The 18,376-nt window shown below is 41.4% G+C and carries 22 protein-coding genes; 11 read left to right on the top strand and 11 right to left on the bottom strand.

The genetic code is table 11. The features are described 5' to 3' along the window. Positions 1 to 4: 4 nt before the first annotated feature. The 5 genes from arcA to trmB all read right to left on the bottom strand — a co-directional run bounded on the left by arcA (position 5) and on the right by trmB (position 4,970). Positions 5 to 730 (bottom strand): two-component system response regulator ArcA, encoded by a 726-nt coding sequence (arcA, locus tag MHN81_RS01000; RefSeq protein ID WP_023399731.1) that lies wholly within the window; start codon positions 728 to 730, stop codon positions 5 to 7. 107 nt (positions 731 to 837) lie between these two features. Next, positions 838 to 1,365 carry a YfiR family protein gene (locus MHN81_RS00995; protein ID WP_023399732.1) on the bottom strand — a complete coding sequence of 176 codons (528 nt, stop codon included), beginning with the start codon at positions 1,363 to 1,365 and terminating at the stop codon, positions 838 to 840. Further along, positions 1,365 to 2,984, bottom strand: coding sequence for a HAMP domain-containing sensor histidine kinase (locus tag MHN81_RS00990; RefSeq protein WP_023399733.1), 1,620 nt, complete (start codon positions 2,982 to 2,984; stop codon positions 1,365 to 1,367). Before MHN81_RS00990 ends, MHN81_RS00995 begins: the two co-directional genes overlap by 1 nt. A gap of 145 nt (positions 2,985 to 3,129) precedes the next feature. Further along, on the bottom strand, positions 3,130 to 4,167 hold the full coding sequence (locus tag MHN81_RS00985; RefSeq protein ID WP_239424810.1) for a methyltransferase: 1,038 nt from the start codon (positions 4,165 to 4,167) through the stop codon (positions 3,130 to 3,132). Positions 4,168 to 4,244: 77 nt separating this feature from the next. Beyond that, positions 4,245 to 4,970 (bottom strand): tRNA (guanosine(46)-N7)-methyltransferase TrmB, encoded by a 726-nt coding sequence (gene trmB / locus MHN81_RS00980; RefSeq protein WP_036976469.1) that lies wholly within the window; start codon positions 4,968 to 4,970, stop codon positions 4,245 to 4,247. Positions 4,971 to 5,095: 125 nt separating this feature from the next. Here trmB and mutY point away from each other — a divergent pair, with 125 nt between their 5' ends. After that, entirely contained in the window at positions 5,096 to 6,154 is a 1,059-nt protein-coding gene (gene mutY, locus MHN81_RS00975) for an A/G-specific adenine glycosylase (protein WP_239424809.1), read from the top strand. A gap of 39 nt (positions 6,155 to 6,193) precedes the next feature. Further along, positions 6,194 to 6,466, top strand: a complete 273-nt coding sequence (locus MHN81_RS00970) for an oxidative damage protection protein (RefSeq protein ID WP_023399737.1) — start codon at positions 6,194 to 6,196, stop codon at positions 6,464 to 6,466. Between the two features lie 33 nt (positions 6,467 to 6,499). Here MHN81_RS00970 and ispB read toward each other — a convergent pair whose 3' ends face one another. After that, positions 6,500 to 7,474, bottom strand: a complete 975-nt coding sequence (ispB, locus tag MHN81_RS00965; protein WP_063383359.1) for an octaprenyl diphosphate synthase — start codon at positions 7,472 to 7,474, stop codon at positions 6,500 to 6,502. A 379-nt stretch (positions 7,475 to 7,853) separates the two neighbouring features. Between ispB and rplU the strand changes: the two genes are divergently transcribed. The 7 genes from rplU to galU all read left to right on the top strand — a co-directional run bounded on the left by rplU (position 7,854) and on the right by galU (position 12,308). Continuing rightward, a complete protein-coding gene (gene rplU, locus MHN81_RS00960; RefSeq protein ID WP_023399739.1) occupies positions 7,854 to 8,165 on the top strand; it encodes a 50S ribosomal protein L21 in 312 nt (103 codons plus the stop codon). 19 nt (positions 8,166 to 8,184) lie between these two features. After that, a complete protein-coding gene (rpmA, locus tag MHN81_RS00955) occupies positions 8,185 to 8,442 on the top strand; it encodes a 50S ribosomal protein L27 (RefSeq protein WP_023399740.1) in 258 nt (85 codons plus the stop codon). Between the two features lie 129 nt (positions 8,443 to 8,571). Then, on the top strand, positions 8,572 to 9,720 hold the full coding sequence (gene cgtA / locus MHN81_RS00950) for an Obg family GTPase CgtA (protein WP_023399741.1): 1,149 nt from the start codon (positions 8,572 to 8,574) through the stop codon (positions 9,718 to 9,720). Positions 9,721 to 9,772: 52 nt separating this feature from the next. Further along, positions 9,773 to 10,264, top strand: coding sequence for a type 3 dihydrofolate reductase (gene folA / locus MHN81_RS00945; protein ID WP_023399742.1), 492 nt, complete (start codon positions 9,773 to 9,775; stop codon positions 10,262 to 10,264). A 78-nt stretch (positions 10,265 to 10,342) separates the two neighbouring features. Beyond that, positions 10,343 to 10,717: a DUF3718 domain-containing protein gene (locus tag MHN81_RS00940; RefSeq protein ID WP_023399743.1), complete on the top strand. Its 375-nt coding sequence runs from the start codon at positions 10,343 to 10,345 to the stop codon at positions 10,715 to 10,717. Positions 10,718 to 10,967: 250 nt separating this feature from the next. After that, entirely contained in the window at positions 10,968 to 11,324 is a 357-nt protein-coding gene (gene raiA, locus MHN81_RS00935) for a ribosome-associated translation inhibitor RaiA (protein ID WP_023399744.1), read from the top strand. 108 nt (positions 11,325 to 11,432) lie between these two features. After that, positions 11,433 to 12,308, top strand: coding sequence for a UTP--glucose-1-phosphate uridylyltransferase GalU (gene galU / locus MHN81_RS00930; RefSeq protein ID WP_239424808.1), 876 nt, complete (start codon positions 11,433 to 11,435; stop codon positions 12,306 to 12,308). Positions 12,309 to 12,374: 66 nt separating this feature from the next. Here the strand turns inward: galU and MHN81_RS00925 are convergent, their stop codons facing one another. Together MHN81_RS00925 and MHN81_RS00920 are read right to left on the bottom strand one after the other, a co-directional pair. Next, the gene (locus tag MHN81_RS00925; protein WP_239424807.1) at positions 12,375 to 13,052 is read right to left on the bottom strand and encodes a hypothetical protein; all 678 of its coding nucleotides are present in this window, start codon (positions 13,050 to 13,052) and stop codon (positions 12,375 to 12,377) included. A gap of 112 nt (positions 13,053 to 13,164) precedes the next feature. After that, positions 13,165 to 13,434, bottom strand: coding sequence for a ribbon-helix-helix domain-containing protein (locus tag MHN81_RS00920; RefSeq protein WP_023399747.1), 270 nt, complete (start codon positions 13,432 to 13,434; stop codon positions 13,165 to 13,167). A gap of 14 nt (positions 13,435 to 13,448) precedes the next feature. Here MHN81_RS00920 and MHN81_RS00915 point away from each other — a divergent pair, with 14 nt between their 5' ends. Then, the gene (locus MHN81_RS00915) at positions 13,449 to 13,844 is read left to right on the top strand and encodes a VOC family protein (protein ID WP_239424806.1); all 396 of its coding nucleotides are present in this window, start codon (positions 13,449 to 13,451) and stop codon (positions 13,842 to 13,844) included. Here MHN81_RS00915 and recG read toward each other — a convergent pair. From recG to asnC, 3 genes are all read right to left on the bottom strand, one after another. Then, complete coding sequence (gene recG / locus MHN81_RS00910; RefSeq protein ID WP_239424805.1) at positions 13,841 to 15,925, bottom strand: ATP-dependent DNA helicase RecG; 2,085 nt, start codon at positions 15,923 to 15,925, stop codon at positions 13,841 to 13,843. The genes MHN81_RS00915 and recG overlap by 4 nt on opposite strands. Before the next feature lie 2 nt (positions 15,926 to 15,927). Next, positions 15,928 to 16,629 (bottom strand): tRNA (guanosine(18)-2'-O)-methyltransferase TrmH, encoded by a 702-nt coding sequence (trmH, locus tag MHN81_RS00905; protein ID WP_023399750.1) that lies wholly within the window; start codon positions 16,627 to 16,629, stop codon positions 15,928 to 15,930. Between the two features lie 93 nt (positions 16,630 to 16,722). Beyond that, a complete protein-coding gene (asnC, locus tag MHN81_RS00900) occupies positions 16,723 to 17,181 on the bottom strand; it encodes a transcriptional regulator AsnC (protein ID WP_023399751.1) in 459 nt (152 codons plus the stop codon). Positions 17,182 to 17,358: 177 nt separating this feature from the next. Here asnC and asnA point away from each other — a divergent pair, with 177 nt between their 5' ends. Beyond that, positions 17,359 to 18,354 (top strand): aspartate--ammonia ligase, encoded by a 996-nt coding sequence (gene asnA, locus MHN81_RS00895; protein ID WP_239424804.1) that lies wholly within the window; start codon positions 17,359 to 17,361, stop codon positions 18,352 to 18,354. Positions 18,355 to 18,376 lie beyond the last annotated feature (22 nt).

Raw genomic sequence — 18,376 nt, 5'->3', positions numbered from 1 at the left:
CGAACTATGGTTGAGTGTTATCGATTTTACCAATGAAGCGATAACCTTCACCGTGGATAGTACTAATAAGCTCAGGTGTGTTACTGTCAGTTTCGAAGTGCTTACGAATACGACGGATAGTAACGTCTACAGTACGGTCATTTGCACGAAGCTCACGGCCCGTCATATGCTTAATTAGTTGCTCACGGCTGAAAATGCGACCCGGAGAGTCAAGCATTAAACGTAGCGCTCTATATTCACCTTTTGGTAGGCGTTTAGATTCACCTGTAGGTGATGTAAGACAGCGACTATTTTCGTCTAATTCCCACCCGTTAAACGTGATCACACCATTGCTGTCGATTGTCGACTCTTCAGGCGTTGATCCTGTACGTGAAATAAGATTACGTACACGAATAGTTAATTCACGTGGGTTGAATGGTTTTGTAACGTAGTCGTCTGCACCGATTTCTAAACCTAAGATTCTATCGACATCGTTGTCACGACCTGTTAAGAAAATTAAGCCTACATTTTTTTTCTGGCGTAACTCACGAGCCAAAATTAGGCCGTTTCTACCAGGAAGGTTTATATCCATGATTACACAGTTGACATCGTCGTTTGCTGTCAATTTTTCATGCATATCATCGCCATCAATGGCTTCAATTACCTTATGACCTTCGGCTTCAAATAAACTAACGAGGTTCAGTCGAGTTACGTCTTCATCCTCAACAATTAGAATGACTGGCGTTTGCATTATTAATTAACCTTTTCGGAATGTTTTATTTACAAAAACTTCGGTGTTATATAATAAAACCGAATGTTAACGATTATAGGAGTATATTCAATTGTTAACAAGTAAAATCAGTCAGGATAGAACTTAGAAACTGCGAGTAGCCTAGAGAGCACTTTAAAGTTATGTTGAGCAACTTCTTGTCTGTTAATATATAACCGAATTTTACTCCCTTCTTGGACCAAGGAAGCAATCCCACCCCCTTCCAAAAATTCGATACTTTCGCCTACAGTCACCATATTTAAGGTAATTGTATCGGTCCAAGAGGATAGTATATCATCTTCCATTGTTTCATCAATGTATGTGATATCACAGCGCTTGGAAAGTTCCCTAAAAGGGTCAGAAAGATTCACTTTTATTATATCTATGGGCTTACCACGTATTTTTAAGTTATTATTTTTATTTAAAATAGCGCCTGGACCATGATTTAAATCATAAAAACAAAATCTGGTTACTTGTTTATTTTTTTGCTCTGGAAAATCGATTAGCTTAGCCATTTGATATAAAAAAGCGGAACGGATTTCATGTGGTGATTTTGCGTCAACGTTTAAACTACAAAAAATAAAAATAAATGCAGCTATTAGGTACATTATTTTCATTAAATTACCCCTTTTAGAGGCAAAGTTATAATAAATTCCGTACCTTTTTTATTGTCATCTGATAGCGTTATAGTTCCGCCTAAAGCTTGAGTAATTAAATTGTAAACCAAATGCATGCCCAGCCCACTACCACCTTCTCCGCGTTTTGTGGTGACAAACGGGTCGAAAATACGTTTTTTTATTGCATTTGAAACACCCACGCCATTGTCTGTGTAAATAATTTCAAGGGATTGACTACGCTGCTCAACATAAATGCTTATTTGGTTGTCTTTAAGGTCTAAAAAGCCGTGGATGAGTGAATTAGATAGCAGTTGTTCAAAAACTTGTTGAAGGAGTCCGGCTTTTGTTCTCACTGTGAGCTGCTCTGGGCAAGAGAGTTGCCAAGTGACATTCTTAATGTCTATTTCTGCCCGCATACTGCTAATAATTGCACTGAAAAGCTTGTTGATATTCACTTCTGAACTTACTTCGACGTCTTGGCTTACCGCGACCTTTTTAAAACTGGATATTAGCTCTGCGGCGCGATTGAGATTACGATAAATGAGATCTAAGTTTTCAATGCCATCATGGATAAAACGTTCTAATTGTTTTGAAGTAAGAGTTTTTTGTTCAAAAGCTGCGTTGATATCTGCAAGTTTGTCTCTCAGTAACGTTGAGCCGGTAACCCCTAACCCGATAGGTGTATTTACTTCATGGGCAACACCAGCAACCATTTGGCCTAATGAGGCCATTTTTTCATTCTCAACAATTTGGTTTTGATACTGGTGCATCCTCTCTAAGGTGTTGAGTAGCTCTTGGTTAGCTTCGCGCAAAGCTATGGTGCGTTGATTGACCTTTTCTTCGAGGTTTTGGTTAAGTTGCTTTATCTCGAGTTTATCAGCTTGATGACGTGCCAATTGGTTTTGCGTACGGGCCAGCATAATATTGAGGTTATTTGCCAGCATATTTACTTCTTCAATATCACTTTTAGTTGCTCGGGCTGAGTAGTTGTGATTTTTCGAAACGTCTTGTAGGAGCAATGATAAGGAATCTATCGGGTTGGCTATGCGCTTTTGAATAGCACGGGCAACAAATAGCACAAGAATAAGCACAATTAACGTCAGTGCTATATCAACGAGTATTTTCTGGTTGATATATTGAGATAGTCGTTCTAAGCCGCCTCTGACATACACATACCCCTCTATTTTTCCTTCGTATTCGACGGGAATGATTAACTCAACATAGTCTGTGGATACTTTAGGCTTTTTAAGTGTTTCTATTTCATTTACTTTGAGGGGGACCGGGGGCGTTTTACTGGCGTTATAGCTGGTGAAAAACACCGGTTTGTTGGTGACATCATCAATGGCATAAATATGGATATTTTTAACCAGTTCAACTTTGTTGAATGATTTGAGTCGTTTTTCTTCGGTTTTTCTGTCGTCAAAAATCAGCGTGATCTGCGCATTAAATGCGATGATCTCCGCAATCATTTGTAACTTATTGACAATTAATTTCTTCTGCTCTTTTACATCAAGGTAAGTTGAGATTGAAATGGAAAGTGAGAGCGACAAAGCTGTTACTAACATAACAGCACTTATCAAAACTTTTCTTATACTTGTTTTTGTTGCGTGTTTTCCCATTGCGCGCTCATAGGTGGACCTCTTAACAGCTAATCTTAGTTTAGCAGCTTAGTTAAGTAAGTTAACAAAAAAGCAGATAATTCCCATTAACTTGTTATCAGCTAAAGGTTTAACGCTGTCTTTAGCTGAAATAAAAAGTGAAATTTTAAGCTTTTTGTGCTCGATATACGGCGAACTTCGAGTTTTTAACTTCTGTTTTGAACTGACTAAAGTGCTGGTCAATAATTGGTGGGTACTTTAAGAAGCTATTTGCAACAATTTGTAAGTTAGCGCCCTTTTTCATTTTATGCTTTGCATTTGCTATAAAAGCTTCTGCAATGCTGTAATCAGTATTCAGGCCAGTATGAAATGGCGGGTTACTCACGATTGCGTCAAATTGATGTGTTACTTGCCCTAAGCCATCACTTAAAATGAATGTCCCGCTATGACCATTGAGTTCCAAGGTTTGTTCGCTAGCGTACAAAGCCAGTGCACTGACATCTAAGCAATGCAGTGATAAGCTTGGCTGTGCATTAAGCATAAATGTTGCGATCAGACCTGCTCCGCAACCAAAATCTAAAACAGCTCCCTTGGCAGGGATTAGGAGGTTGTTAAGTAACAATTCGGTTCCCACGTCTAGCTTCCCGTGGTTAAACACGCCCGGTACACTGACTGCATTGAAGTTTTGTTCTGCGACTTTGACACTGAAGATTTGATGGTAGTCGGCGATATCAAAGCGCTCTTGGGCTTCTAGGTCGTTAAACTCGTATAAAATACAATGTTTAGCACTGTCTAATTTGTAACTAGCTTGTGCATATGGTTTGAGCTGCTTTTCGACTGATTTTACACCCCCTTTATTTTCACCGACAACCAAAAGTCGAGTTGCCTTACCTAAATTTGCCCTGATGTTTGACAACATCATATTGGCTTCAGGTTTTGACTTAGGGTAATAATAAATAACCAAATCTAAGTTTTCGATACTCGGCAAACTGTGGCCAACAAAGCTATTTATATTCGAGTGCTTAGACGCTGCGAGGTGATCGGCAAAGTTGTAACTGAAGGCATAAATTTGTGCTGATGAGTTAAGGTTGGCTAACTCAGATAAAAAACCATCATCGCTGTGATTTATGACCAGAACTTTATTGCCATGGAGCTCTTCTTCATTGCGCAGTAAAAGTAGGCTAGGGTTAGATAGTTTTTGCATTTTTTATCTCAAAAATGTTAGCTGGTAGGGTCGTGTGGTTAGATTTAAAAGGGGCTATTGTGCCCCCTCAAAAGCGCTTAAGCTGTGCGTTCAAACATAAGGTCCCACACGCCGTGGCCTAAACGGTGACCACGCTGTTCAAATTTTGTTAGCGGTCTAAACTCAGGTCTAGGTACGTAATCGCTAGTTCGAGATTGATTAGCATAGCCTTGTGCTTGTTGCATGACTTCCAACATATGCTCAGCATAGTTTTCCCAGTCAGTTGCCATGTGGAATACACCACCAACTTTTAATTTCGCGCGGATCTTTTGTACAAATTCAGGTTGTACAATACGGCGTTTGTGGTGGCGCTTTTTATGCCATGGATCAGGGAAGAACAATTGCAGCTTACTTAGGCTGCTGTCAGCAATGCAATCTGCCAAAACTTCCACAGCGTCGTGCTCAAAAACACGTAAGTTTGTTAGGCCGTGCTCGTCGGCTTCCATTAAACATGCGCCTACACCAGGACGATGAACTTCAATACCGATGAAGTTTTGCTGTGGGTTATTCTTAGCCATTTCAACCAATGACTTACCCATACCAAAGCCAATTTCTACGACAACATCATTGTCATTGCCAAATACTTCATTGAAGTTGAGTAGGCCTTGGCTATGCTCAAGCCCAAGGGTTGGCCAGCACTTTTCTAGTGCAGCTGCTTGGCCTTTAGTAAGGCGACCTTCACGTTTTACAAAGCTGCGCACTTTACGGATATATTTACCTTCCTGCTCAGCTTGCTCTAGTGCTTGTTTACTCGATTCGTTCATTGTCATCATCTGCGGTGTAAAAATTGGGCGCACATTATCCCTGTTCACGCTGATAAGTACAAGGGCTTGACGTTTTTAAAAAGCTTCTTACACTGGCGGCTGAAGCAAGTAGACAGAGAATAAAGATGGCCGTTGATCGTCAAACAGCAGACTGGTTTGCAACAAAAGTTGTGGATTGGTACCACGTCCATGGTAGAAAAACACTGCCATGGCAAATAGATAAAACACCTTATAAGGTGTGGGTGTCCGAAGTAATGTTGCAACAAACTCAGGTCGTAACTGTGATCCCCTACTTTGAGCGCTTTATGTCTCGATTTCCTACAGTTATCGACTTGGCGGATGCACCGGAAGACGAAGTTCTTCATCATTGGACGGGATTAGGCTATTACGCGAGAGCAAGAAATTTACACAAAACGGCTAAAATCATTCGTGACCAATATCAAGGAAGGTTTCCAGAAACATTCGAGCAGGTTGTTGACTTACCGGGTATAGGGCGTTCAACCGCAGGTGCAATCCTCTCTTTAGCACTGGGTCAACATCACTCTATACTCGATGGCAATGTAAAACGCGTCTTGGCGCGCTTTTTTATGGTGGAAGGGTGGTACGGCGTAAAGAAAGTTGAAAATCACCTGTGGGAGCTAACGAATGCTGTGACGCCTGCTGGTGATGTACGAGAGTTCAATCAAGCTATGATGGACTTAGGTGCAAGTCTTTGTTCGCGCTCAAAGTTTCAATGCGAATCTTGCCCTTTGGTTGAAAGGTGCCTTGCACATAAAAACAATAAAGTTAGAGAGTTTCCTAACTCTAAACCCAAAAAAGAAAAACCTAAAAAGTCGGCATATCACCTTATGGTCAAAGTCGATGAGCAAGTGTTGATGGAAAAAAGACCAAGCAGTGGTATTTGGGGGGGGTTATTTGGGTTCTTCGAATTTGCGGAGTTATCGGAGTTGAACGCTTTTTTAGTTCAACAAGGAATAGAAGTGACAACATATTCGTTGGCACCTTTTGTACATATATTCACGCACTTTGAACTGACTATTAATCCTATTTGTGTCGAGTTAACGCAGATACCCGATTGTGGACATGACAATCAGCTGCTCTGGTACGATATAAATCAGCCGCCAGAGGTTGGACTTGCCGCGCCAACAAAAAAGTTAGTTAAAGTATTAAAGGCAATGGGGTAAACTTGTTGCATCATACGAGACTGAGTTATAGGTAAGAAGATGGCACGTACAGTTTTTTGTCAGAAGTTAAATAAAGAAGCTCCCGGTTTGGATTTCCAATTGTATCCAGGTGAGGTAGGCGAGCGTATTTTCAATAATATTTCGAAAGAAGCGTGGCAGCAATGGCAGCATAAACAAACGATGCTGATCAATGAAAAGCATTTAAATATGATGGACCCTGAACACCGCCAGCTGCTTGAAGAACAAATGGTTGGATTTTTATTCGAAAATAAAGAAGTAGAAATTGAAGGCTATAGACCGCCAGAAAAGTAAAAAAGCTGCCTAGGCAGCTTTTTTATTAGGATATTAATACTCTCTATCTACAGAAAGCTTAGCAAGGGCAATGAGTGCTTCTTTGAATGTAGAGTTGTCTAAACAATCTAATTGTGCAATTGCTTTGTCCGATTCTTGTTGGGCTTTTTCCATTGTTTTTTGCAGTGCTTGAGTATCTTCAAGTGTTTGCAAAATATCAGACAAGTTATCAATACCATTGCCTGATTCGATCGCTTCTCTAATTTGTGCAACCTGAGTATCGGTGCCAGATTTCATCGCGTAAATAAGCGGTAATGTTGGTTTGCCCTCTGCTAAGTCATCCCCGATATTTTTGCCGAGAAGCTCAGCGTTAGCGCTGTAATCTAGTACGTCATCTACCAGCTGAAAAGCAGTTCCAAGGTGCATGCCATATAGCTTCAGAGCGTCCTTTATGTTTTGAGGTTGCTCAGATACGACAGCAGGGAGCAAGGTTGCAGCTTCAAACAGTTTTGCTGTTTTGCTATAAATGACCTGCATATAGCTTTGCTCAGTTGTATCTGGGTCGTTGCAGTTCATTAGCTGCAGTACTTCGCCTTCAGCAATTATATTGGTCGCATCGGCTAATATTTGCATGACCTCCATATTGTTAAGGCCAACCATTAGCTGAAAAGAGCGGGTATAAATAAAGTCTCCAACAAGTACGCTCGCAGCGTTGCCAAATTCAGCATTGGCAGTTGGCTCTCCGCGCCTTAAATTAGACTCATCAACAACATCATCGTGTAACAAAGTTGCGGTATGAATAAACTCTATAATAGTTGCTAGCGTGATGTGTTTGTTCTGTTGTTCTGCTTCAAGTGCCTTTGCAACAAGCAAAGTCAACATTGGTCTTACGCGCTTTCCACCACTGTTGACAATATACAAACCCAATTGATTTACCAATGCAACATCTGACTGCATTTGCTCAAAAATAAGTTGATTCACAGACAGCATGTCTTGCTCAATCAATGATTGGATAGTCTTAATATCCATAGTATACCGTGCTAAAGCCCCTGTTAGAGATAAACGCCGCAGATTGTACATTAAAATTTCAGCCGACTCGAATTTTATGAGTAATGATAGAGAAAAAAAAAGCATTTGGATTAAATACTGATCAGTTTTGTGGTCGTTATGTGTACTGTCATGAACTGTCAAGTGTTTTTGTTGAAAGTTTTTGCAGTAAAAAACAGTTTGGCAATGCGAACTTTTTAGCTAGAATAGGCGAAAATGAATTAATGCTCTCAAACAAGCCAATTTTTATTCATTATTTTATCCTTAGGGTATTGCGCGCAGTTCGACATTAGCGTAAACTTCGCGCCCTATTGAAGAATATTAAGTTGCGTCGATTTGAGGGCGCACAACGGAGTTAATTATGTACGCGGTTTTCCAAAGTGGTGGTAAACAGCACCGTGTGACTGAAGGTCAAACAATTCGTCTAGAGAAATTAGACGTTGAGACTGGTGCATCAATTGAATTTGATTCAGTACTTCTAGTTGCTGATGGTGAGAAGATCGAGATCGGTGCACCATTCGTAAATGGCGGTAAGGTAACAGCTGAAGTTGTTTCTCACGGTCGTGGCGAGAAAATTAAGATTGTTAAGTTCAGACGTCGTAAGCATTCTCGTAAGCAGATGGGCCACCGTCAGTGGTTCACTGAAGTTAAAATCACTGGCATTAGCGCTTAATTTTTAGAGGTACAGAAAGATGGCACATAAGAAGGCAGCTGGTAGTACTCGTAACGGTCGCGATTCAGAAAGTAAACGCTTAGGTGTTAAGCGTTTCGGTGGCGAATCAGTTTTAGCGGGTAACATCCTTGTTCGTCAGCGTGGTACTAAGTTCCACGCAGGTTCTAACGCAGGTATCGGTAAAGACCACACTATCTTTGCAAAAGCAGATGGTAAAGTAGTTTTCGAAACTAAAGGTCCTTTAAACCGTAAATACGTTAGCATCGTAGCTGAGTAATCGGTAAAAGATTTAAAAAACCCCGCTTAGGCGGGGTTTTTTGTTTTTATAGCTACATATTATTTATCAGCAGCTAAGCGTACCTTGCTATAATAGCTGTTGCTATTCTAATCCAGTAAGAGAGTAACCATGAAGTTTGTCGATGAAGTAGAGATCCGTGCTGAAGCCGGCGATGGAGGGAGCGGTGTTGTTTCGTTCCGTCGAGAGAAGTTTGTCCCAGATGGTGGTCCAGATGGCGGTGATGGTGGCGACGGCGGCAGTGTATTTTTAGAAGCTGATGAAAACCTCAATACTTTGATTGACTATCAATTTGAACGCTTTCACAGAGCTGAACGTGGTACAAATGGTCAAGGTCGCAATTGTACTGGTAAAAAAGGTACTGACTTAGTTCTAAAAGTTCCAGTGGGAACACGCGTCACAGACGTGGATACACAGGAAAGCCTTGGTGATTTAACTCGTCACGGGCAAAAGCTTTTGGTTGCCAAAGGCGGTTATCATGGTTTAGGTAACACTCGCTTTAAATCTAGTACTAACCGAGCACCCAGACAAAAAACTCTAGGTACACCTGGCGAAGTTAGAAACTTAAAGTTAGAACTGATGCTATTGGCTGACGTCGGCCTGCTTGGCTTGCCTAATGCGGGTAAGTCTACCTTTATCCGCAGTGTTTCAGCAGCAAAGCCGAAGGTTGCAGATTATCCATTTACTACATTGGTGCCTAACCTTGGTGTTGTGAGACCTGAGGCAAACAAGTCATTTGTGATCGCTGATATTCCAGGGTTAATTGAAGGGGCATCAGATGGCGCTGGACTGGGTATTCGATTTTTGAAGCATTTGGAGCGTTGTCGTGTGCTACTGCATGTCGTAGACGTGATGCCAATTGATGGCACAGATCCAGTTGATAACGCATTTGCCATTATCAATGAATTGCACCAGTACAGTCCAAAACTTGCGGAAAAACCTCGTTGGTTAGTACTCAACAAGATTGATTTACTTGCTGAAGATGAACTTGAGGAAGTATGTGAGCGTATTGCTCAAGAGCTTGATGCCACAGAAGTATATCGAATTTCAGCTGCGAATAAATTCAACACACAGCAATTGTGTTACGATATACAAGGCCTGCTGGATACCTTACCAAGAGATAAGTTTGACGAGGAACAGCAAGAAGAAGTTGAATTCAAGTGGGATACTTATCATCGCCAAGCTACACAAGAAAGCAATGACGATTGGGATGATTGGGACGAAGATGACTACGATGTAGAAGTTATCTACGAGCGATAATAGAAGGGCCACTAGGCCCTTTTTTAATACAAAAATATTATTGGAGTAAATTGTGCTTATATCAATGATAGCAGCGATGGCAAAGGATCGTGTGATCGGTGATGACAATAAAATGCCGTGGCATTTACCGGCAGATCTTCAGCACTTTAAAAAAATAACCATGGGTAAACCAGTTATCATGGGGCGTAAAACCTTTGAGTCAATTGGACGTCCATTACCCGGAAGACGAAATATTGTTATAACGCGAAATGAACACTATCAAGCTGAAGGCATTGAAACAGCATCTTCAACTGAAGAAGCCTTAGCTTTAGTAGATAAAATAGACGAAGTTATGATCATTGGAGGTGGAAATATTTACGAACAGTTTCTACCATTATGTAATAGGCTGTATCTAACTCATATCGATCTGAAGGTCGAAGGGGACACGCAATTTCCAGATTACTTACCATTTGGCGAGTGGGTAGAGAGTGAAGTTGAAAGTTATGAGCCTGATGATCGAAATAAATATCACTATAAGTTCGTAACTTTGAATAAAGGATTATGACTTTGTTGCTAACAGTTGTCTGTATTGCTACAATAGTGTTTGTCCTTATGTAATAAAAAAGTGCTAGGTGAATTGGCAATGAAATTTGTACCTGTTTTGTTAAGTGTTTCTATTGGTTTGGGCGCGTTTTCTTTAAGTTTTGAAACTAAAGCAAACGATCAATTAGCTGTGACGCTATGCGAATACATCGCAGTAGATGATAAGGGGCGTGTTCGTAAAGCCTTAAAGAGTTCTCGTGTTAAAGTTCGTAATATCTTTGGTTCAATTCAGTGCAACGGCAATAATATTTTACGCCACGCAATTGCAAGCAATGCAGTTGAAACGGGTAAACTTATTGTCAAAGGTTTACCTAAAAGTGCATTAGCAGACGGTGCTGACATTGCTTGGGCAGAAAGCAATGGTCACGGTTCTTCACCGCTTATTGCAGAAATTAAGAAAAGAGCTGGCTTATAATAAGTTAACTTGCTCTGAGAAAGCTCCCTGATGGGGGCTTTTTTTGTGCCTGGTATTCCCTAAAAATGTAACTTGCGCCCAGATGTGAGCGCATTTTTGACCTCTTTCCTTGCATAGTTCAACCAACAAAGTTATATGACCTAAATCAAACGTATAACGGCATGATGACATTTTTCTTAAATTAGGCCTTGAGAATTGGGGCTTATGCTCCAATACTTATTTATAGGGTAAATAAAAAAAGGAAGATCCTATGAAGATTAATCTTTCTGGTCATCACGTCGATATGACAGATTCAGTGAAGCAGCATGTACAAGAAAAGTTTGCAAAGATTGCGAATCATTTTCCTTCTTTGTTATCACTGGACATTATTATCAGTAAAGAACACAAAAAGTTTTATACGGAAATTAGCACCAACTATGCGGGGTCTAGGATCTCAGTTAAGGGGGAAGATGGTGTAATGTATCCAGCGATCGCAAGTGCAGCGAAAAAGCTTGATGCTTCTTTAAAACATAGGAAAGGGCAATTAAAAGCAAATAAACATGAAAAGCCAGTAAGTACAACTCCACCAATAGCCCATGAAATTATTCAAGAAATGAATCTTAATTAGTATTTAGAGGCCTTTATAGGCCTCTTTTTATGTTGTTCATTCCAATGACATGATTAGTAATCTACAATCAATTTCAAAGTTAAATTATATTATTTAAAGCGAACATTTATGAAAGCTGTGATACCAGTTGCGGGCTTAGGGACTCGCATGTTGCCTGCAACAAAGGCAATTCCAAAGGAAATGCTTCCCATTGTGGATAAACCACTTATTCAATATATCGTTAAGGAATGTGTGTCTGCTGGTGTAAAAGAAATTGTTTTGGTGACTCACTCTTCAAAAAATGCAATTGAAAACCATTTTGATACAAGCTTCGAATTGGAGGCAACGTTAGAGAAGCGTGTCAAAAGAAAACTGTTAGATGAAATACACTCAATTTGTCCTGAAGATGTGACTATTATGCATGTCAGGCAAGGCGAGGCTAAAGGCCTTGGACATGCAGTATTGTGTGCAAAACCTATCGTCGGTGATGACGATTTTATCGTTGTACTGCCTGATGTCGTATTGGATGAGTACAGTGCTGATCAGAGAAGTGAAAACTTGGCTGCCATGGTCAAACGTTTCGAAGAAAATAACAGCAGCCAGATTATGTTAGAGCCTGTTCCTGTTGAAGATGTCAGTAAGTACGGTATTGCCGATATTAACGGCGTAGACTTGGCCCCAGGTCAGAGTACAGCCATTAAGTCTATGATAGAGAAACCAAAACAAGAAGAGGCGCCTTCGAATCTAGCTGTAGTTGGTCGTTATGTGCTCTCAAGAAAGATCTGGTCGTTATTAAAAAGAACACCGGTCGGTGCCGGTGGCGAAATACAGCTTACTGATGCAATTGATATGCTTATGGAAAATGAGACTGTGGAAGCTTTTCATATGAGTGGCGTATCTCATGACTGTGGTGATAAGTTAGGCTACCTAAAAGCAATCGTTCAATATGCAATGAAGGATGAATATTTGGGCACTGAATTTACTCAGTATATTAAATCTCTATAGCGAGCGTAGATCAAGCAGGTACTTGAAGCCTGCTTGATAGAAATGATCAACGTCTATACTCTCACTCTAGTGGCGCTCAACGAATCTTTGCCAGCTAATGTGGTTATTGACCACCCTCACAGGTTTTATCACCCGAGACAGTATTTCAAGGTCGAGCTTTTCAACAGCAGCTCCGTCCTCTTTTAGGCCTAGTAAATAGCTCATAGCTGGACGTTTTCCCAGTTGAATTGCCGAGATATAAATTTGCTGCTCGAAATTTAATCTTAAGCTGCTGATCGCAGTTTTTAAACCTTGTTGATCAATATTAGGCAGACCACATTTTTGTAAATAGCCTAGACGCTCGCCTTCTCCGGAAAACCAAATACGTACTTTTTCGCTATATCTCCCTGACTTTGACGGCAAATCAAAGAGTAGTCGATCATGGCCCGATTCTTTTACAAGCTGTATGTAGCGCTCGAGCCCGGCTTCCCACAAGGCGCTATGAATAGGAACCAGTCTAGATTGAATTTTTCCATGAGTATGAAAATCGAAAGTGTGAATGGAGTCTACTTTCTTAATATCATTGAGAGTTAGGTTTCCCAGCTCGTCGCTGTATGCACCTGTATAATAAGCCAATAACGGCAACCAAAAATGCCAGTGTTTGGGCTGCTCTCGTTTGAGTTTCTCGTCACCATAAATGTAGCCATTAAATAGACTATATAGTTCCATGTGGGTAAAGGCGCGCCTACCAAACTGAGATTTCATGGGTAACTGCTTTAACTGTCTGACATTTGGTAGACAAGTCTATAGCGTTTATATGGATTGATAAAGTGATTTATAAATCCTTATGTAGTAATAGGTTACTACCACTCGCTTTTTAATTTTGTGTACCATTTTCCAAATAGGTAAGGCAGGAAATACGCAGTAAAGAGGCTAGGTTACTAACAGCACCATGCCTTTCAACTGATTCCTGATAGAGCATAGAAATGAACTTCGCAACACTGATCTGCTCTTGTGCTGCGATCTGTTCCAATACTTGCCATACCTTATTTTCAAGCGCCAAGCTGGTCACAACTCCCTGTACGCGAATGGATTTTTTGCTGACTAAGTACAAGTCTGGTGACTGGGAGGCGTAGAGTTCGCACATTTTTGGAGGCTCCAATGGCTAAAATGATTCATTCAATGATCCGTGTAAAGGATCTCGCAGGCTCAATTAAATTCTATCACGAACTGTTTGGGTTTGAGGTGAGAAGAACAATAGAGTTTGATAACTTTTCGTTGACTTACCTAGGTGATCGCGAAAGCCACTTTGAACTTGAATTGACGCATAACTTTACCAATACCGCGCCCTACCAGCTGGGTAATGGGTATGGTCACTTGGCCCTGTGCTCGAATAATATCGAATTTCTGTGGCAGAAAGCTAAAATGCAGGGTTACCAACCCTCTGAAATCAAATCTTTAAATCAACAAAATCAGCTGGTAGCAAAATTCTTTTTTGTGACAGATCCGGATGGTTATCAATTAGAGGTAATTGAACGAAACCATATTTTTAATTAAGCCATTGCAAATTCGTCACGATTGCCCATCCAGCGAAGTATCAGCGGGTCAACGCACTCCTCATGCTGATTGAGTAATGAGAATGCAAGGCCTCTGATGCTGGGCAGCATATGTTTGTCTCGGGTCAGATCGGCAATTTTTAGATCCGCAAGTCCAGTTTGTTTAGTTCCCAGTACTTCACCAGGGCCCCGGATCTCCAAATCTTTTTCAGCAATAACAAATCCGTCGTTACTATCTCTGAGCACTCCTAGCCTTTTTTGTGCGGTATTTGATAGTGGTGCGTGATATAGCAATAAACAGTGTGACGCTATGGCGCCACGGCCAACCCGCCCTCTTAGCTGATGCAGTTGAGCAAGGCCTAATCGCTCCGGGTTTTCAATGATGATCAGACTGGCGTTAGGTACATCAACCCCGACCTCTATCACTGTTGTTGCCACTAAAACATGATAATTTCCGGCTTTAAAGTCTGCCATGATCAGCTGTTTTTCTTGGGCTTTCATGCGCCCATGTACGAGTGCAATTTTGAGTTCAGGTAATTGTTTTGTGAGCTGCTCAGCTGTATCTTCTGCCGCTTGGCATTGAAGCACTTCCGATTCATCAATCAGTGTACAGACCCAGTAAACTTGCCGATCTTGTTCTAGACAAGCACTTTTAACGCGTTGAATCACTTGCTCTCGGCGTGTATCAGGCACTGCAACTGTGGTAATGGGTGTTCTTCCGGGCGGCAACTCATCAATGACGGATGTTTCCAAGTCGGCATAAGCCGTCATCGCAAGGGTGCGGGGGATAGGTGTTGCTGTCATGACTAACTGATGAGGGTAACAATCACCAAATTTGCCTTTTTCCCTGAGGGAAAGTCGCTGATGCACCCCAAACCTATGCTGTTCATCAATGATAATTAATGCCAGGTTTGAAAAGTTAACCTGCTCTTGAAAGAGTGCATGGGTGCCAACCACCATTTGCGCTTTACCTGACGCTATTTTTTCGAGGGTTTCTTTGCGCTCTTTGCCTTTTGTTTTGCCACCTAGCCAACAGGTTTCGATATTTAATTTAGCAAACCAGTTCTGAAAATTGAGCGCATGTTGCTCTGATAGGATCTCAGTAGGTGCCATGAGCGCGACCTGATAACCTTTCGCGATGGCAGTAAGTGCGCTCAGTGCGGCAACTAAGGTTTTACCAGAGCCGACATCACCTTGTACTAGGCGTAACATGGGTTCTGATTTTTGCAGATCTTGTTTTATTTCACTGACGACTCGACTTTGCGCATTGGTTGGTTTAAAAGGGAGCAGTGCTAAAAACTCGGGCTCTATTGAGTTGGTCGGTGGTAGGGCGACAGCTTTAACCGCTTGGCTTTTTTTTCTTAGCTTTAAAAGGCTTAGATTTTGTGCCAACAGCTCCTCAAAAGCCAAGCGCTGTTGTGCCGGATGCTGTCCCAAATCCAATTGAGTTAAATCGACATCTTGTGGTGGACTGTGTAACAGCAGTAACGCATCTTTCAAGCTCAACTGGTTGGGCCTAAATTGAACAGGTAAGTGGTCATCAATATCATACTTTTGCAATAACTCGACAGCTTGCTCGGCAATGGCTCTAATGCTTAATTGTTTAAGCCCCTCGGTTGTTGGGTAAACTGGGGTCAGGGTTTCATCTACCTGATCAATATCATCTAGTGAACTTTTAATATGATACTCAGGGTGCGCCATTTCAGGTCCAACTCGACCTCGTCGCACTTCTCCGAAACAGCGCATAATTTTACCTGGCTGCATGGCATTTTTTTGCGCTGCAGAAAAGTTGAAAAAGCGTAGAGTTAGCCTACCTGTGCCATCATTAATTTGGCAAACCAACATACGACGTTTGCCAAATGTGATATTCGCCTGCTCTATTTCACCTTCCACGCTTACATGCATATGCGGCATAAGAGACGCGATACTATATGTTTTGGCTCTATCTTCATAACGCAAAGGTAAATGAAACAGCATGTCTTGTACGTGTGCGATACCTAATTTAGCCAATCGCTGCGCCGCTTTAGGGCCGACGCCTTTTAAGTCTGTGATTGGGTAGTGGGCTAAATTAGGTGAAGACATAACTATCCTTTCTGTTTGCTAAATTTAAGCGTGTTCCAAAATGTATCATCGGCAATGATTTCGCCTTGATCATCTAGCTCGGGGTAGGGTAATCCTTTTTCATTGCAACGGTTTGCAATGATTGGGTGGCAGCCTTCAAAAAGTAACTTGTGTTTTACTTTTGGGTCTAGCATATCTTTTTGCAGATACATGCCCGCAGCTTCTCTTTGTCTTTGTGCTTCGTACAAAATCAATGCCGCTGCTACGGACACGTTTAAAGACTGCACCATACCCGCCATGGGAATAACGATATGCTGATCAGCATGTTCAAGTGCTCGATCTGAAATACCTAGGCGTTCTTGACCAACAATTACCGCAGTCGGTTTTGTATAATCGATTTCTCTAAAGTCTACCGCGCTGTCGCTCAAATTGGTGGCCAGTAATTGGATCCCCGGGTTTTGTTCTCTGATAGTAGAGACAGCCTGATCGATATCATCATGCATTTGTGTGTCTACCCAGTTTTTGCTACCACCTGATGTGTTATTAGTCAAACGTCGCTGATCTTGTGGCCATACGGCGTGAACGTAGTGACAGCCAACTGCGTCGGCGGTACGTACAATCGCTGACAAGTTATGATGCTTATGCACCTCATCAAGACATACCGTTAAGTCTGTTTGTCTTTGCTCTAAAATGCGTTTAACGCGCTGAAAGCGATTTTCTTCCATCGAGAACTGCTCTTAAATTCAAAATTGCAGCGCATTATATCAAATTAATTACTGTATAAGTACACACCTATTTATTTACCAAACTGGCTAAACTTAGGGCTGAATCTCGCGCATGATAGGGGCTTGTAAAGAGATCAAAGTTTCGGTGGACTGTATTGCTTCAATTGATTGTATTTTATTGACTAGTACATCGTGTAGGTGATCCATCGAGCAGCTCAGCACTTTGATAAATATACTGTAATTACCCGTTGTATAATAAGCCTCAACAACCTCTTCAAAGCTTTCAAGCTTGGCGATGGTGTCTTGATAATCTCTGGCATGTTTGAGGTTAATACCGATAAAACAGCAGACATCATAGCCGAGTTTTTTGGCATTGATACATACTTTTGTACCTTCAATAATACCGGCCTGTTTCATTTTCTCTACTCGCACGTGAATTGTTCCTGCACTGACAGCGAAGCGTTTGGCTAATTCTGCATATGGCGTCCGCGCATCGCTCATTAATGCGTTAAGGATAGATTTGTCGAGATTATCGATCTGATAATTTTCCATGGCTTATCGGGGGTGAAATTATTGATTCAATAAATATACAGGTATTTTTTTGATGATTAAAGTTGCTGTTGGGTATTTTTGTTTTTGAATATTGAATTTATCGCGAAATTTGTTGACGATGAGTACATCAGATAAATCACAACACAGAATCATCGACAATTTGGAATGGGGATCAATATGAAATCACAATACTTAAAAACACAGCAGCAAATAGCACGTGTCAAAAGCGTTTTCTCAGTGCAGCTAACCGAAAAACTGGGGCTAGTAGAAGTACAAGCACCTATCTTGGCAAAAGTTGGTGATGGCATTCAAGATAACTTGAGTGGTACAGAGAAAGCGGTAGCTGTAAACGTAAAAACCCTTGCTGACAGTGAGTTTGAGGTGGTTCATTCGCTGGCTAAATGGAAACGAAAAACACTGGGTGACTATGGCTTTGGTGTTGGGGAAGGTCTCTACACGCATATGAAAGCACTGCGCCCAGATGAAGATCGTCTATCTCCAATTCATTCAGTATTTGTAGATCAATGGGATTGGGAAAAGGTCATTTGTGGAGATACACAGCGAGATCTTGCAACATTAAAAGATACCGTTAGCACCCTTTATCAGTGCATCAAACACACAGAGCAGGCAATTGCTGATGAGTTTGGTAGTCAGCCATTTTTACCAGAACAAATTACTTTTGTTCACGCTGAAGCGCTGCGTAAAATGTACCCTGATTTTAGTGCAAAACAGCGGGAAAAAGCGATTGCGCAAGAATACGGTGCCGTGTTCTTAATTGGCATCGGTGGCGAGTTAGGTGATGGTGAAATTCATGATGTTAGAGCGCCTGATTATGACGATTGGTCAACGGCAACATGCGACCAATATCAAGGGTTAAACGGAGACATCCTTGTATGGAACCCTGTGTTAGAGGATGCTTTTGAAATCTCATCTATGGGGATCCGCGTATCACCTGAGTCTTTATCTCATCAATTAAAAATCAGTGATGCGCAGGAGCGACTCGCATTTGATTGGCACAAGGCGTTATTGGCGGGAGAGTTGCCACAAACGATTGGTGGTGGAATTGGTCAGTCTCGTTTAGTTATGCTGCTACTGCAAAAGCAGCACATTGCGCAAGTTCAGGTCGGCGTTTGGCCAGACGAGCTCAAAGAGACTATTGAAGGTGTTTTATAATTGGCAATAGGGGGCAACGTCC

The sequence above is a fragment of the Pseudoalteromonas sp. Of7M-16 genome (assembly GCF_022347805.1).
In the GTDB taxonomy this organism is placed as follows: Bacteria; Pseudomonadota; Gammaproteobacteria; order Enterobacterales; family Alteromonadaceae; genus Pseudoalteromonas; species Pseudoalteromonas luteoviolacea_F.
This window is presented reverse-complemented; position numbering and strand designations above follow the sequence as displayed.